Source organism: Diplocloster hominis (assembly GCF_032380655.1).
GTDB lineage: Bacteria > Bacillota > Clostridia > Lachnospirales > Lachnospiraceae > Diplocloster > Diplocloster hominis.
Genome location: NZ_JAWDIY010000002.1, coordinates 130,330 through 144,321 on the forward strand (window position 1 = coordinate 130,330; position 13,992 = coordinate 144,321).

The window sequence follows — 13,992 nt, forward strand, 5'->3', positions numbered from 1 at the left end:
TTCGCAGATGCAATGAGAAAAGACGGTTCATTTACCAGAACCGAAAACGGTGCTGTGGCTTTGAATACCACAGGAGACGCAAGACTGGATTTATTCGGCACAATCGGATCCCTGAGAGAAGCTGATGAGGGCAGAATCGAAACACTGTTCGCAGAGGCATACAATCAGGATGCTCTTTTTGCCACAAAGATTGCGTTCTATGCAAGGGATATTCGCGGAGGTCTGGGAGAAAGAAAGACTTTCAGAACGATCATCCGTTACATGGCAGAGAAACACCCGGAAGCACTCAGACCGAACCTTGATTTGATCGGAGTGTTCGGAAGATACGATGATATGTATTCTCTGATTGGAACTCCGTTAGAGGATGATATGTGGGCTGCCATGAAGAAACAGTTTGAGGAAGATTTGAAGAACCTCAATGACGGCAAGGCAATTTCCTTACTTGCAAAATGGATTAAGACCGCAGATGCAAGCAGCTCTGCCACAAGAAAACTCGGAATCATTACGGCGCAGAAATTAGGCTATCCGGTCTACAATTTCAAGAGAATCGTCCGTAGCATGAGAAAACAGATCGGTGTCGTTGAAAGTCTTATGTCAGCCGGAAGATGGGATGAAATCAAATACCCGGAAGTTCCGAGCCGTGCGATGATGATTTACCGCAAGGCATTTATGAAACATGATGCTGAGAGGTTTGGAGAGTTTATCAACAAGGCAGAAAAGGGAGAGGTAAAAATCAATGCTTCAACACTGTTCCCTTACGACATTGTTGAGAAGATCCTTTATGGCAGAGAGAGCAGTAAGGTACTCGAAGCACAGTGGAAAGCATTGCCGGATTATGTGGAGAAAGGAACAAACGCTTTAGTTATGGCGGATGTGTCCGGTTCTATGAGAGGCAGACCTATGGCAACATCAATCGGTCTTGCAATCTATTTTGCAGAGAGAAATGTTGGAGCATACCACAACCTGTTTATGACGTTCTCTGACAGACCGGAGACGGTTATTCTGAGGGGAGAAACCCTTGAACAGAAGATCCGCAACGTAAGCAGAGCAAATTGGGATGGCAACACAGACCTTAAAGCTGCTTTTGAGATGGTTCTTGAAATTGCGAAAAAGCATAATACTCCACAGGAAGAAATGCCGAAAGCAATCGTTGTTATCTCTGATATGGAAATTGACTATTGCGGAAACCGTGAGTGGTCTTTCTATGACAAGATGGCAAATAAGTTCCGTAAGGCCGGTTATGTAATCCCTAACATTATCTTCTGGAATGTGAATAGCAGACACGATGTATTCCATGCAGATCACAACCGTAAAGGCGTGCAGCTTGCAAGCGGACAGTCCGTGACGGTATTCAAACAGATCCTGCAGAACCTTGGCTACAATCCGGTTGAGGCTATGGAGAATACAATCAATTCTGAGAGATATGATTGCATCACAGTCGAATAGAGTAAATACTGACCGGGGCAAATGGCTCCGGTCAAATAAAATATAAAAGGAGATAACCACCAATGAAAACACCCTACAATGAAATTGTGAACATCGCAAGTATTGGTTCACAGACAAATCCGATTTCTCTTAATGAGATTTTGAGAAAGGCAAACGATGAGCAGCTTACACCGGCAGCACAAAACAAAGAGAGAGTATTGTTTCTCGGAATTGATGTGCAGCAGGACTTCATGGATAATGGATCACTCGGAGTTCCCGGAGCGCACGGCGATGTGGAGAGAATGACACAGTTTATCTATAACAACATGGATAAAATTACAAACATTGCGGTATCTATTGATACCCACACACCACATCAGATTTTCCATCCGTGCTGGTGGATTGATGAAAATGGCAATAATCCGGCTCCTTACACACCGATTACGCTGGCAGACCTTGATTCTGGAAAGTACAGAGCTGTTATCTACCCTCGCCAGAGCCGTGACTATGTAGAACATCTGGAAAAAGACGGAAAGAAAACCTTATGCGTATGGTCTTACCACTGTTTACAGGGTACATCTGGTGCGGCATTTGAAAATCAGTTTGCCAACATGATTTATTTTCACTCTGTTGCAAAGAAAGCCGTTACGCAGCGTCTTGTAAAAGGACAGGATCCACTCAGCGAAATGTACGGAATTATCAAACCTGAGTATGATACAAAGAACTACATCAATATCGACTTCCTGAACAAACTGGAAAATTACGACAAGATCATTATTGCAGGAGAGGCAAAGAGCCATTGCGTATTGGAAAGCATTAAACAGATTCTCGAACATTACGCTAATCGCCCAGAGATCACTCAGAAAATCTATATCCTGGAAGATTGTATGTCCTCCATTCCTGGGTTTGAGGATGTTACTGAGCAGACCTTTGATGATTTTAAGAAAACGTACCATGTAAACATCGTGAAAAGCACAGATGATATTTTGTAGGAGGTAGCCGGTATGAATGAAACAGAACAGATAATTGACGGATTAGATGAGGTTGAGATCACAAATACCTCCATTGATGAAATCGACAGTGAGAACATCAATTTAATTTTTGTCGGAATCGACAAGTCTGGTTCTATGGGAATGTATGAAAGAGATATGGTAAAAGCTCTTTCGGATTTCAAAGATGCACTTATCAATTCCAAAGAATGTGATGAGATTCTGGTTGCAAGAGCAGACTTCTCCGACAGTGCAACCGTAGGAGGCTATAAGCGCATTACAGAGTTTGACACTTCGTATAGCACCGATGGATGCACAGCTATGTACGATACGATCATTGATGGAACTGAGAAGTTGAAAGAATACAGAGACTTCCTCAAAAATGAGGGAATGAGAGTAAAGGCCGTGTTTGCAATTTTCGGAGATGGGATGGATAACTCTTCTCAGCCGGGAGGGTTTGCAAAGGCAAAGAAAGCGGTAGAGTATCTGAACGTGGAAGAAATCGTTACTGCGTTTATCAGTTTCGGAGGACAGGCAACACAGGAGGCGAAAGACCTTGGATTCAAGAATATCCTCGATGTAAGCAGTTCTGCATCAGAACTCAGAAGAGCTTTCAACTGCTTATCAAAATCAGTGATTGAAAACTCCAAGAGTGCCGTATCGAAACAGGATGATTTTTTTGACGTATAAAAAATGAGAGTAGAACGGCGATCCTAAAAGGGGTTGCCGTTCTTTTTTACGGGAGGAAATACAATGGTTATAAATAAAATCGGTCAGCAACATATCGACTACGGTACGAATTGCCAGGACTACGGAATTGAATTTGATGGGATGAAAGTTGTTTGCGATGGCTGTTCGGAGGGGAAACATTCGGAAGTTGGAGCAAAAGCGTTTTGCCATCTTTTGAAAAATGACAGCAGAATTATACATGAATGTAGTGTATATACTGCCGCAGCCGCTTTTGGAGAGATACTTGGTCTATTCGGGCAGACTTCCGGCTCAATCAGAGATTTCCTTTGTTTTACGATCCTTATGGTTACTGAAAATGAGACACATTTCATGGTAGATTACTGCGGAGATGGTTTTATCGTGAAAGAACGTCTGGACGGAACGATTGAGTTTGAAGAACTATCTGACGGAGAATACCCGAAATACTTTGCCTACAATTATGTGAATAAAGATATGCTCAAACAGTACAAAGATGGTGTCAATTTTTCCACAAAGGCTTTTCCGAAAGATGAATACAGGAATATTGGTGTAGCATCTGATGGAATACGATTCGCCATGAAAGATGAACAATTTAAGAAAGAATTTACGGAAGTCCTGCAGAGCGGCAAGGAAGTAAGAGTAAAGAGGTTTATAAACAAACATCAGAAAGTATTCCAGGACGATACAACAATCGTATTGTAGGAGGACATTATGAAAATGGCACTAACGAGGATAGGAAAAGAAAAGATAAGACAGCTTACTCCCATAACGGAGGGAGGCGAGGGATATATCTATGAGTTTGGCAACGATATTCTGAAAATTTACAAACCCTGTGTTGATATTGCAGCCAAGGAAAAGAAAGTTGCCATGCTCATTGACAAACCGCTGCCAAAGGAGGCTATTAAACCGATTACGGCAGTGTATGACAATAACAATAAGTTTATTGGTTACATTATGCCAAAAGCCGTAGGAGAGGAAGTAAGAGTTCTCACAAGTAAAAAATATCTGAAAGCGAATGGGATAACCACGAAAGATATTTTGGAAATACTCGTAAAGATACAGGACACCGTGAGAGATATACATTCCGCCGGAGTGTGTATTGGGGATCTGAACGATCAGAACATCCTCTTTGACAAAACTGGAAATGTGTACTTTATAGATTGCGATAGTTGGAGCGTGGAAGATGAAAAATGTGAAGTTTGCATGGACTTATTCAAAGATCCATTGATGAAAGGAAATGACTTTTCAGAGGAAACAGACACATACGCAGAGGCAATTTTGATTTGGAAAACCCTTACAAGGATTCATCCGCATGGTGGGACTATGACACCAGACATGGATATTGTAGAACGTATGAAACGAGGAATATGCGTAATAGACAATCCAAAAGTAAAAATACCAAGAACGATTAAACCGTGGAAAAACTTATCTCCTTATCTGGTTGATTCTCTGAAAAAGATTTTTGAGAATAAGAGCCGATCTATGGGGGATGAATTAAAACACATGGCAAAACACCTTAAATTCTGCGATGTACACCAGGAGTTTTATTATGGCAAATATGCTCGTTGTCCGCTATGTGATAATAATGCAAATGTTCTTACTAAGCCGGTATCACAAGGGGTAACAGGAGGGCTTACACTTATCACGATGCTCAAAGGAAACGATGTAAAAATTGTTCTAAATGAGCAGTGCTATATCAATAATGCCGGAGAAGTAGTGGAAGTTAAGAATGGGAATAAATTCACATACGAAAGCGGAATTAAATACCATTTCGCAGAGGTTGGAGCAGAGAATATTGTAATAAAAGCGGATGATAGAGCGTTCTGGTTTGCCACGGATAGAGAATATGTGTTTGAGAAGAAACATAAGAGTCCGGTTTATGCGGCAGGAGATTCAGTATATTTCATAAGTCCTGCCAATACATTAACCTCTATCCAGATCACAAAATCAGGCAACGGAATACGGACGATTACAAAATGTGGATATGAGAGTTACTTTGCGGTATCTGAGGGACATTCGTGCGTTGTGAGTAGATTTGCAGAAAACCTCATTGTGAATCTGGATGGAAAAAACATTGAGATACCATATACTGATACCGTGAATAATTATGGAATACACAGAGATAAAATAACCGGAGGATGGCTTATCGTGTTGGAAAACGGAGCCGGACAGTTCTTTACCTTTGTGTGCAATGAACATGGAGTAGCGTATAGCGAGGATCGCATTAAATATCAATGCGGGCTTGGCAATGTATGTTTTTATAACTCCAATATCTCAATACCGATTGATGGAAATATCAGAATATATTCGTACCAGAAACAGGCATTTAAAGATTTTGAGTGCGAAGCCGTATCGCCGGATAGCTGTTTAATCAAAGATTCTACAGCATTTACGATCGTCAATGATGAAAATATTTATAGACTTGTGAGAACTGTACGATGAAAGGAGAAAATGGTATGACAGAAGCGCAGAAAAAAGCAGTTGAGGTGCAGAAAGAGATCGAAGAGGCCTGCATCCGGCATGGACTTAATCTTACTATCTTTGAAAATGGTATTGGATTTGTGGATCCCAAAAACAATAAAATTGTCATGGTATGGAGACCTAAGTATAAACCGGCACCGTCAGAAACACCACCTACACAGAAACCGTCCGGTGGAAATATGTCCGCTTTCATATTTGGCGGTTCAAAGGGAAGTGGCAGATTTATGGGAAACAAAAGGAAACACACAGTCAGAGGAATGAAACGGAGGTAGGTTGATATGCCAAGTTTTAAATTAAAACCGGAGCACATAAAGATTATGACAGACCTTAATTTTAGAATCTCCATTTTAATAGATTCTAAGGATAGGTATAGACCGGCAATAGATATTAAAAGACCATTCGGGAACAGCGGCCCCACAACGAATGTGTGTGAAATCATGGGATGGCACTGCGATGAAGAAAGTGGAGAATACGCTGCTGAGGATATTGAAAAAGCCGAAATGCTCATTATCGAGCTTCCGGTTGCTTTGCAGATCGTGATGCAAAACCACACATTTGAACCCGGAGAGTATGAAGTAGGGGAATATTCTTCGGCATACTTCAATTATGTTCACATTCGCAATTATCACGCATTAAAATCTCCTATCGCAGAAATAGAGGAAAAATATAAAGACTGCGATCAAATGGAAAGGTTACATGAAGTTTGTATGAATGTATCTGGCGATAACCCGTGGAAAGTGATTGACGATCTGAAATGGTTTGCCCAGACCGACTTTCTGGCAGATGCAATAGCGGTATTTGAAAAGCATCGAGACGAACAAATCCTTGATGAATGGTTAAAAACACATGACGGAGAGGATTATTGCAAATATTGTCCTGAAAACGCTGAATGTCCTCACGGAATGGCTTGTTATGGTGGAGAACCTATCGAGCCGTCTTGCTACGGAGCAGATATGAAAGAATTTCTTTACACGGACTCTATTATTGAGGATGCACTGGAGGAAAGATATGGCGAAGAATAACAAACTGATAAATTCCCTGAATGAAATCGCCAGAAGAAACCGCTCACAGAACGTTGCTACTGCGGCAGACCAGATGGTTCCACAGATATATGCTGCGATTGCCATAGCACTTCACAGAACCTATGGATTCGGATATAAGCGTATCAATGATGTGTTCGTAGAATCACAGCACATTTGGGAAAGCTATGCCGGGGACGGAGCCGGTATGGTAAAGAAGTGTGAGGAAGAAACCGGAGTGACGGTATGTAGCCCGGAAGAAGCACAGAGATTGACGGAGATGCAGAATGGAATGTAACGAAAATTGCGGATCATGTACTTGGCATGATAATTTTAATGGGACAACGGATTGGATATGTGCCAACGAGGAAAGTGATTGCTATGGAGCGGTCACATCCTGGGATGATTACTGCATTGACTACGAACCAAAAGACATATAATAACGAACTCAATTACATCATAAAATTTTAATTTTATCATTTAACAAGGAATGACTGCATTAAAATATCGGTTTCACCGATATTCTAATGCGTGGTTGTTCCTTTTTTGTTAAAATGATGGTGTCTTGGTATAGACGTTGGTGGATTATCCCTTTCTTGATATGGAGTAGTGAACGCTACTCCATATTGGTAAGCCCGGATAGCTCAACTGGCAGAGCATTTGATTTGTAATCAAAAGGTTGTGGGTTCGATTGCCTCTTTCGAGAGGCCATGGGTTCCTCCATTATTGTAGGATAGGGCGGTGGCGAGCCGCCCAGTAATGTGTGGTGGCGCAGTTCGGTAGCGCATCTGACTTTTAATCAGACGGTCGTGGGTTCAAATCCCATCCACGCAACTATCCACATACAGAAAGGAGCAGCTATATTGGAAACGGAAAACGTATACTGCCCTGTATGTAAGGCGCGGGCAAACCGTGAAAAACTTCTTTTCAAGAAAGCACCCGGAGCATCCGGCACGATTTTTATAAACTGCCGTGGATGTAAGGAAGTAATAAAAATAGAATTAAGCAAAGAGCCTTTGAGCCGGTTAAGTCATAAGTAGACTTGATCGGTTCTTTTGTTTTATTCGGAAAGGGGAAACTTCATGTACGCAAGCAACCGTCCAACTCTCGGTAGACGAATGTTAATGACTGATGAGAGGGAAATTACGAAAGACAATATCATATCGGTTGTATCTAAGGCGTTTATGGAACACCAGGAGAATGTGGCACAGGAAGTTTTTCTTTTTGAGTATGAGAAAGGCAATCAGCCAATTCTTAACCGTGAAAAGAAAATCAGACCGGATCTCAATGCCACAGTCGTAGAAAACAATGCTTCAAAGATTGTGGACGTGCATCTGGGATATTGTTTTTCCAACCCGATCACTTTCGTACAGAGAGCAAAGATAGAACCGACAAAGAAACAGAAGAAAGCCTTATTCGGATTTTTGAGAAAAAAGGATGAGGACGATGGAGAGAATATTGACGATTTGAAGATCGCCATGCTCAATAAAATGATGCAGGAGCAGAGCAAAGCGGCAAAAGATATTGCCCTTGGAAGAAACCTATTTATCTGTGGTGTCGGCTACCAGATGATGCTGCCGAACAGAAATAAGAGCAGATATTCTCCATTTGAACTATTGGTTCCAAGTCCACTTACAACCTTTGTGGTGTACTCAAATGACGCATATAGAGAACCGGTGCTAGGATGCACCTATTCCGTACATGATGATGGAACAATTACTCTTACGGCATACTCAAAGAATTTCTGCTATACCATTGAGCATGAGTTGAACACGACAGACTATCATCTGAAAGAGAATATCGCGCCAAACCCACTCCGAAGAATACCGGTCGTTGAATTTTATCTGAATGACCGCATGGGTATTTTTGAAAAGGTTATCCCGCTGATGGATGCAATGAATCTTGTGGATTCTGACCGTATCAATGATATTCTGCAACACGTTCAGAGTTTACTCTGGATGCACAACTGCCAGGTAAACGAAGAGGGCAAGAAAAACCTCGTAGACGGCGATGGAGTCATTATGACAAAGAGTACCGGGGACGGCAAGGAAGCAAAGATCACTTACCTCAATCAGACATTGAATGAGAGTGAGGTTCAGAAACTTGTGGATCATCTCAATTCTCAGTTGGAGCAGATTACCTCTACACCATCATGGCAGGAGGCAAGTGGCGGTTCAACCACCGGTGCGATGCAGTTATCCAATGGATGGCAGTGTTTGGAGATTTCCGCTAAGACGGTTGAGCAGTTATTCACTGAGCCAGAAATGCAGCTCATTGATTTGGCAATCGAAATCATTAAGACAGATCAGAGACCGTATGACGGTCTGAAAGATATAGAGACGGCAGATGTTGAAATCCGTTTCTGCCGTACAAAAACCTATGATTTGGTGTCTAAGACCAATTCCCTTGTGGCGTTGCTTAATGCCGGAGTAGACGGTCTTACATCTTTCAACACTGTTGAACTGTTCACAGATCCACAACAGGCATGGGTTGATAGTAAGCCTATTATTGATGGCATACAGAAGAAACTTGCCTCCAAGGAGGAAAAGACACAGCAACCGAACCCTAACGCATACAAGGATGAAGAGGGGAACGGCGGGGAGAACAACACGGAAAAAGATAAGACAGAGGAATCTAAGCAGCCAAGTAAGACTGCAATGGTAGAAGAATAGGCGGTGTGAACTATGTATAATCCGGTTGAATACTTTGACGAAATGAACATTCTCAAAGACGATAAGCTCCGCCGGAAGAAAACCGCCAAGGAGTTTATAAATGCACTTGTAGACTTCTTTGAAGCACAGTTTCTCAATCTTATTTCCGGCATTTTCCTTTATGAAAAGACGAGTGCTGATTATGAAAATGAACTCATGGATCTCTATTTTGCCATGATGCCTGAATATCAGTACGACACAGAAGTAAGGGAAAAGGCATACAGATTTGCAAAGTATATTCAGGAAGCCACAGAGAGGGCAGTTGCAAATGCCAACGGCAACGATAAATATAAAATATCTCGTATGACCGGCGGCATGATGAATGAAGAGGATGTTCCAAAAAGTGTGAAAAGAATGTTCTCTGATGTCAGAGCTACAGAGATTGCCCTAAATGAGACAAACTGGATATATAACTGGATAAATCATCAGAACCTTGTGGATAAGAAACAGAATACCCACACATGGGTAAGCATGAGGGATGAACGTGTCCGGGTTAGCCACTGGGAGGCGGACGGCCAAACAGTTCCTATTAACGAGCCTTTTATCATCAATGGGTACAAAATGATGTTCCCACTCGATGATAGTATGGGCGCACCGATAGATGAGATCATCAACTGCCGGTGCGTAGAATTATAAATCAGGAGGTAGAAAACCAATGGCAACTGCAAAAAAGACAGCAGCAGACAAGAAAAAGATGGACGATAAGAAGAAAGCAGCTTCAAAGAAATCCGTTTCAAAGAAAGATACTGCCAAGAAAACTGCCAATAAGAAAGCGGCAGCAAAGAAGTCCACAGCAAAGAAAACTGCTACCAAGAAAACAACTGCCAAAAAGGCAGCAAAGAAAAACTAACTGAATACAGTTAGAGCCTATGAGCCGGATGTGATGGAAAATCGTGTCCGGCTCATTTTTTCGGTTACAGAGGGAGTAATTCCTTTCAGATAACGGGTTAGAGAAAACCCTCATCAAACGCATACAACTATTGTCTTGCAGAGACGCAAGTAAAAAAACGCAGAAATTCACACGGAGAGAACCGTTCAAACGCAGGAGGTCAATTATGGCAGATGTAAACAGCACAACAACTCAGAACCAGACACAGCAGCAGTCTCAGACAGCACCGCAGAATCAGCCCACTCAGGCATCCGGTACACAGCAACAGCCTCAGACAGATAAGCATGAGGAAAACAACTCCGGCGGAGAAGTAACCGTTGAGAGCCTTATGGCACAGCTTGCACAGGAGAAAGCGGCAAATGCGAAACTGAAATCCGATAACGACAAACTTTGTACATCCGAGGGAAATCTTCGCAAACAGCTTAGAGCTAAGCAGACAGCCGAAGAGCAGGAGGCAGAGGCAAAAGCGGAACAGCAGGCTCAGAGAGATGCTTATGTCAAGGAACTGGAAAAATTCAAAGCGGTAGCGGAATCATCGGAGCGTTACTTAGGAATGGGTATGCCGGCCGAAATGGCAAAGGCTACGGCAACAGCAGAGTATGAGGGAAGCATGGATGTTGTTACCGGAAACATCACTAAGTTTATGGCGGAAAGAGACAAACAGAAAGAGTCGGAAATCCGCGCTCAGTATTTGGCTCAGATGCCTACGCCACAGTCTGGAAACGTAGGTCAGGTTGACTATTCAGCACAGATTAAACAGGCAATGGACGCAGGCGATTCACAGGCTGCGATTCTTGCAATATTAAGTCAAAGTGCCGCTAACAATCAGCAGGCATAAATCTAAAGGAGGTAATGAATTATGGCACAGGGCACAGCAACATCATTCGCTGTTCCTAATTTTAGCGGAATGTTATTCGCTAAAGGACAGACAGCAACACCGTTCTCTACTATGATTGGCGCAAGACCTCTTGTAACCAATCATGTAGAGTTTACTTGCGGTCAGGAGTACAACACAGAAACAGGCGAACAGCCGGAGATTTCTGAAACAGCATCCCTTACTGCACCACAGCCGGAAATGGTAACTAGAAGCCAGCTTACCAATGTAACTCAGATCTTCCAGAAATCCGTTGCGATTTCTTACGGAAAGCAGAGTAACATGGGTACACTGCAGGGTATCAATGTGGCCGGTCAGCAGGCAAACCCTATGGACGAGCTTGCATTTCAGGTTTCTCGTAGAATGGCAAAGATCGCACAGGATATTGAGTACACATTCATCAACGGAAAGTACGCAAAGGCAACTACTGATGCAGAGGCCAATAAAACAAGAGGACTTCTGACAGCTATCACAACCAACGTACTTGATCTTGCTAAAAAGCCTCTCACATACTGGCTTGTAGCAGAGGGATTAAAGTCCATCCACGATCAGGGCGCAAAGACAGACAACATTGTTCTCGGAGTTGATGCAACTACAATGTTGCAGCTTAACCTTGATGCGCAGCAGAACAACCTTACAATCGTTCCCCTTGGAAGAGAAGTGAACGGTATCAAATTACAGACAGTAGTTACCCCTCTTGGAGAAGTGGCAGTTGCTTTGTTTGATACTATGCCTACCGGTACAGCCGTTCTGTTCGATCCGTCCATCATGGCTCCGGTTCATCAGATGGTTCCTGGCAAGGGCAATTTCTTCCTGGAGCAGCTTGCAAAGACTGGTGCAGGAGAAACATATCAGATTTTCGGACAGATTGGTTTGGATCACGGTCCTGAGTGGATGAGTGCTAAGTTCACAAATATTTCCACAGATCTTCCGAGCAAACTGACAGCAACCACAAAACCGGGGGAATAGCGGGTCATACCCTTGACGGTGGTTCCCGTATCGTAGCCGATTCTTCTGTTTCCACATCATCAGATGCGAGCACAGAAGAGACGGTTACTGATGCCACAAAGAAGTATACAGAGGAAGAACTTAATGCTCTGACAGTGGCACAGATTAAGGCTATCGCAACGGAACGTGGGTATGACATGAAAGAAACCGTAAAAGCAAAGCTGATCGCAGAGTTTTTAACTCAGCAAGGGTAAGAAAGTGAGGACGGATTATGGACGCTAAATTGTTGAAAGTCATCTTAGATGATGAAACTCTCACTGACGAACAGATTGCCGTCCTCCTTGTGAAAGCTCAGAAACAGGCTGCAAATCAACACTTTTGGGCGGATGATGATATTCCGACAGAGGCAGAGTTGGAGAGGTTTTATAACCGGTATGAGTTTGAAATCTATGATTTGGCAAAAGCCATAAACTCTGACGATGCGAGGGGTGGACTTGTATCTCACACAGAACTTGGAGTTACCAGGAACTGGGGACAGACAGGTAAGAAAGATATTGAGTTGGCCTTGGCGAAGATTCCACCCAAAACCTATGTCGGTCTGTTAAGGAGGGATGGCAATGCCTAAGCTGAGACTTAAAGACCTCAGATTGAACCAAGTCCCCTTTTATTACCAGACCTATGACGGAACGGTAGACGAAGTGGATGAGGATGGCAACCTTACTGGGGAGAGCATACCGAAGTATTCAAATCCGGTTCGTGTGCTTGCGAGAGTAAGTCCGAACTCAGGAAATGCAGAGGATTCTCCGTTTGGTAAAGATATTGTCTATGACAAGACCATATCAACCGTACAGAAATTGCCGATTGATGAATACTCAAAACTCTTCATAGATGTGGTTCCTGTTCTCAATGAGGACGGGTCCACGGACACGGAACCAGATTATATATGTGTCTGCCCGAAACATGATTTGCAACAGAATCTATGGGCGATACGGAAGATTAAGGGGAATATCCATGCAGGACAAAATAACGATCAATCCCTTTGACCCGGACAGCATAGATGAGGCCATTAAGAAACTGGAAAAGCGGAAAGAGCGTATACACAAATGCGCAGAGAAACTTATACAGAGACTTACAGACCTTGGAGTTGAAAAGGCACAGGAGCTAGTTCCGGTTGATACCGGTACAGCAAGATCTTCCATTATCGGTTACCTGGATGAGGCAGAGGGAGTTGGAATCATAAGTGCCGGAGGGTATTGCAAGTACATTGAGTTCGGTACTGGAGTAAAGGGTAGGGACAGTTCACACCCAAGCGAAGAGTACAAGGCAATAATGAACTGGGCATACAATTCCGGGGCAACAATTTTTACCACGAAAGACGGCAGAGAGGGTTGGTATTATCCGGCTGATGATGGCACATGGCGATTTACAGAGGGTATGCCGTCAAGACCATTCATGTATGAGACGGCGCAATATCTGAGGAAAGAAGCAAAAAAAATAGCAAGCGAGGTATTCAAGGATGGTTAAGGACAATGTGAATTTGTATTTTACGAACCTCCTGAAAGACTTGCAGAAACAATACAGCAGTTTGAAAGGAGGACAGGTGTATAAAGCTACACCACCATCATTCCCCTATATGTATTTCAAACAGATAGGCGGAGACGGAGCATTATCCACACTTTCAAATACAGAGGACGGTATCAATCTTGGATTGGAAGTCAAATTCTATTCAAACAAATCCGCCTCAGAAGTGCGGAAGTTAGCAAATTCCGCAAGGGAATATATGGTAGGGATTGGATTTCATTGCGACTACTTCTCCCCTGTGGAGAATGTAAGCGATACTTCCATTTCACAATTCCTTACCCGATTCTCAAAACTGGAAACATGATTAACTCCATCGGCTAGGGTCGCTCCCGAAAAGCACTCGCCTGGTGTCTGCCGGTGGTCTTAA

The 13,992-nt window shown here is 43.0% G+C and carries 17 protein-coding genes and 2 tRNA genes; all 19 read left to right on the forward strand.

Translation table 11 applies throughout. From position 1 onward, the window contains the following. Positions 1-12: 12 nt before the first annotated feature. Entirely contained in the window at positions 13-1,446 is a 1,434-nt protein-coding gene (locus tag ABC831_RS02640; protein ID WP_343246710.1) for a DUF2828 family protein, read from the forward strand. A gap of 62 nt (positions 1,447-1,508) precedes the next feature. After that, a complete protein-coding gene (locus ABC831_RS02645) occupies positions 1,509-2,417 on the forward strand; it encodes a cysteine hydrolase family protein (protein WP_343246711.1) in 909 nt (302 codons plus the stop codon). 12 nt (positions 2,418-2,429) lie between these two features. Next, positions 2,430-3,104 (forward strand): hypothetical protein, encoded by a 675-nt coding sequence (locus tag ABC831_RS02650; RefSeq protein ID WP_343246712.1) that lies wholly within the window; start codon positions 2,430-2,432, stop codon positions 3,102-3,104. A 63-nt stretch (positions 3,105-3,167) separates the two neighbouring features. After that, on the forward strand, positions 3,168-3,824 hold the full coding sequence (locus tag ABC831_RS02655) for a protein phosphatase 2C domain-containing protein (RefSeq protein ID WP_343246713.1): 657 nt from the start codon (positions 3,168-3,170) through the stop codon (positions 3,822-3,824). Positions 3,825-3,833: 9 nt separating this feature from the next. Next, entirely contained in the window at positions 3,834-5,564 is a 1,731-nt protein-coding gene (locus ABC831_RS02660; RefSeq protein ID WP_343246714.1) for a hypothetical protein, read from the forward strand. 14 nt (positions 5,565-5,578) lie between these two features. Next, a complete protein-coding gene (locus tag ABC831_RS02665) occupies positions 5,579-5,875 on the forward strand; it encodes a hypothetical protein (protein ID WP_343246715.1) in 297 nt (98 codons plus the stop codon). Between the two features lie 6 nt (positions 5,876-5,881). Further along, the gene (locus tag ABC831_RS02670; protein ID WP_243248691.1) at positions 5,882-6,625 is read left to right on the forward strand and encodes a hypothetical protein; all 744 of its coding nucleotides are present in this window, start codon (positions 5,882-5,884) and stop codon (positions 6,623-6,625) included. Next, positions 6,612-6,920, forward strand: a complete 309-nt coding sequence (locus tag ABC831_RS02675) for a hypothetical protein (protein ID WP_343246716.1) — start codon at positions 6,612-6,614, stop codon at positions 6,918-6,920. The genes ABC831_RS02670 and ABC831_RS02675 overlap by 14 nt, the downstream gene beginning before the upstream one ends. Before the next feature lie 339 nt (positions 6,921-7,259). Continuing rightward, a tRNA-Thr gene (locus tag ABC831_RS02680) sits at positions 7,260-7,345 on the forward strand. A 37-nt stretch (positions 7,346-7,382) separates the two neighbouring features. Beyond that, a tRNA-Lys gene (locus ABC831_RS02685) sits at positions 7,383-7,456 on the forward strand. Positions 7,457-7,704: 248 nt separating this feature from the next. Further along, positions 7,705-9,294: a phage portal protein gene (locus tag ABC831_RS02690; RefSeq protein WP_343246717.1), complete on the forward strand. Its 1,590-nt coding sequence runs from the start codon at positions 7,705-7,707 to the stop codon at positions 9,292-9,294. A gap of 12 nt (positions 9,295-9,306) precedes the next feature. Further along, the gene (locus ABC831_RS02695) at positions 9,307-9,969 is read left to right on the forward strand and encodes a phage minor head protein (RefSeq protein ID WP_147601328.1); all 663 of its coding nucleotides are present in this window, start codon (positions 9,307-9,309) and stop codon (positions 9,967-9,969) included. A 19-nt stretch (positions 9,970-9,988) separates the two neighbouring features. After that, positions 9,989-10,183 (forward strand): hypothetical protein, encoded by a 195-nt coding sequence (locus ABC831_RS02700; protein WP_320912792.1) that lies wholly within the window; start codon positions 9,989-9,991, stop codon positions 10,181-10,183. Between the two features lie 205 nt (positions 10,184-10,388). Then, positions 10,389-11,060, forward strand: coding sequence for a hypothetical protein (locus tag ABC831_RS02705; RefSeq protein ID WP_320912791.1), 672 nt, complete (start codon positions 10,389-10,391; stop codon positions 11,058-11,060). A gap of 21 nt (positions 11,061-11,081) precedes the next feature. Further along, positions 11,082-12,065, forward strand: a complete 984-nt coding sequence (locus ABC831_RS02710; protein WP_147601331.1) for an SU10 major capsid protein — start codon at positions 11,082-11,084, stop codon at positions 12,063-12,065. Positions 12,066-12,315: 250 nt separating this feature from the next. Continuing rightward, positions 12,316-12,669 carry a hypothetical protein gene (locus tag ABC831_RS02715; RefSeq protein WP_147601332.1) on the forward strand — a complete coding sequence of 118 codons (354 nt, stop codon included), beginning with the start codon at positions 12,316-12,318 and terminating at the stop codon, positions 12,667-12,669. Then, the gene (locus tag ABC831_RS02720; RefSeq protein ID WP_320912789.1) at positions 12,662-13,087 is read left to right on the forward strand and encodes a hypothetical protein; all 426 of its coding nucleotides are present in this window, start codon (positions 12,662-12,664) and stop codon (positions 13,085-13,087) included. The genes ABC831_RS02715 and ABC831_RS02720 overlap by 8 nt, the downstream gene beginning before the upstream one ends. After that, the gene (locus ABC831_RS02725) at positions 13,056-13,568 is read left to right on the forward strand and encodes an HK97-gp10 family putative phage morphogenesis protein (protein ID WP_343246718.1); all 513 of its coding nucleotides are present in this window, start codon (positions 13,056-13,058) and stop codon (positions 13,566-13,568) included. Before ABC831_RS02720 ends, ABC831_RS02725 begins: the two co-directional genes overlap by 32 nt. Further along, entirely contained in the window at positions 13,561-13,929 is a 369-nt protein-coding gene (locus ABC831_RS02730) for a hypothetical protein (RefSeq protein ID WP_320912787.1), read from the forward strand. Before ABC831_RS02725 ends, ABC831_RS02730 begins: the two co-directional genes overlap by 8 nt. The last annotated feature ends 63 nt before the right edge of the window (positions 13,930-13,992 follow it).

What these genes read in the sequence shown, in the direction of transcription:
- ABC831_RS02710 (WP_147601331.1), top strand. Translation starts at nt 11,082, where the DNA reads ATGGCACAGGGCACAGCAACATCATTCGCTGTTCCTAATTTTAGCGGA.
- ABC831_RS02670 (WP_243248691.1), top strand. Translation starts at nt 5,882, where the DNA reads ATGCCAAGTTTTAAATTAAAACCGGAGCACATAAAGATTATGACAGAC.
- ABC831_RS02660 (WP_343246714.1), top strand. Translation starts at nt 3,834, where the DNA reads ATGAAAATGGCACTAACGAGGATAGGAAAAGAAAAGATAAGACAGCTT.
- ABC831_RS02640 (WP_343246710.1), top strand. Translation starts at nt 13, where the DNA reads ATGAGAAAAGACGGTTCATTTACCAGAACCGAAAACGGTGCTGTGGCT.
- ABC831_RS02665 (WP_343246715.1), top strand. Translation starts at nt 5,579, where the DNA reads ATGACAGAAGCGCAGAAAAAAGCAGTTGAGGTGCAGAAAGAGATCGAA.
- ABC831_RS02700 (WP_320912792.1), top strand. Translation starts at nt 9,989, where the DNA reads ATGGCAACTGCAAAAAAGACAGCAGCAGACAAGAAAAAGATGGACGAT.
- ABC831_RS02725 (WP_343246718.1), top strand. Translation starts at nt 13,056, where the DNA reads ATGCAGGACAAAATAACGATCAATCCCTTTGACCCGGACAGCATAGAT.
- ABC831_RS02695 (WP_147601328.1), top strand. Translation starts at nt 9,307, where the DNA reads ATGTATAATCCGGTTGAATACTTTGACGAAATGAACATTCTCAAAGAC.
- ABC831_RS02715 (WP_147601332.1), top strand. Translation starts at nt 12,316, where the DNA reads ATGGACGCTAAATTGTTGAAAGTCATCTTAGATGATGAAACTCTCACT.
- ABC831_RS02730 (WP_320912787.1), top strand. Translation starts at nt 13,561, where the DNA reads ATGGTTAAGGACAATGTGAATTTGTATTTTACGAACCTCCTGAAAGAC.
- ABC831_RS02645 (WP_343246711.1), top strand. Translation starts at nt 1,509, where the DNA reads ATGAAAACACCCTACAATGAAATTGTGAACATCGCAAGTATTGGTTCA.
- ABC831_RS02675 (WP_343246716.1), top strand. Translation starts at nt 6,612, where the DNA reads ATGGCGAAGAATAACAAACTGATAAATTCCCTGAATGAAATCGCCAGA.
- ABC831_RS02650 (WP_343246712.1), top strand. Translation starts at nt 2,430, where the DNA reads ATGAATGAAACAGAACAGATAATTGACGGATTAGATGAGGTTGAGATC.
- ABC831_RS02720 (WP_320912789.1), top strand. Translation starts at nt 12,662, where the DNA reads ATGCCTAAGCTGAGACTTAAAGACCTCAGATTGAACCAAGTCCCCTTT.
- ABC831_RS02705 (WP_320912791.1), top strand. Translation starts at nt 10,389, where the DNA reads ATGGCAGATGTAAACAGCACAACAACTCAGAACCAGACACAGCAGCAG.
- ABC831_RS02690 (WP_343246717.1), top strand. Translation starts at nt 7,705, where the DNA reads ATGTACGCAAGCAACCGTCCAACTCTCGGTAGACGAATGTTAATGACT.
- ABC831_RS02655 (WP_343246713.1), top strand. Translation starts at nt 3,168, where the DNA reads ATGGTTATAAATAAAATCGGTCAGCAACATATCGACTACGGTACGAAT.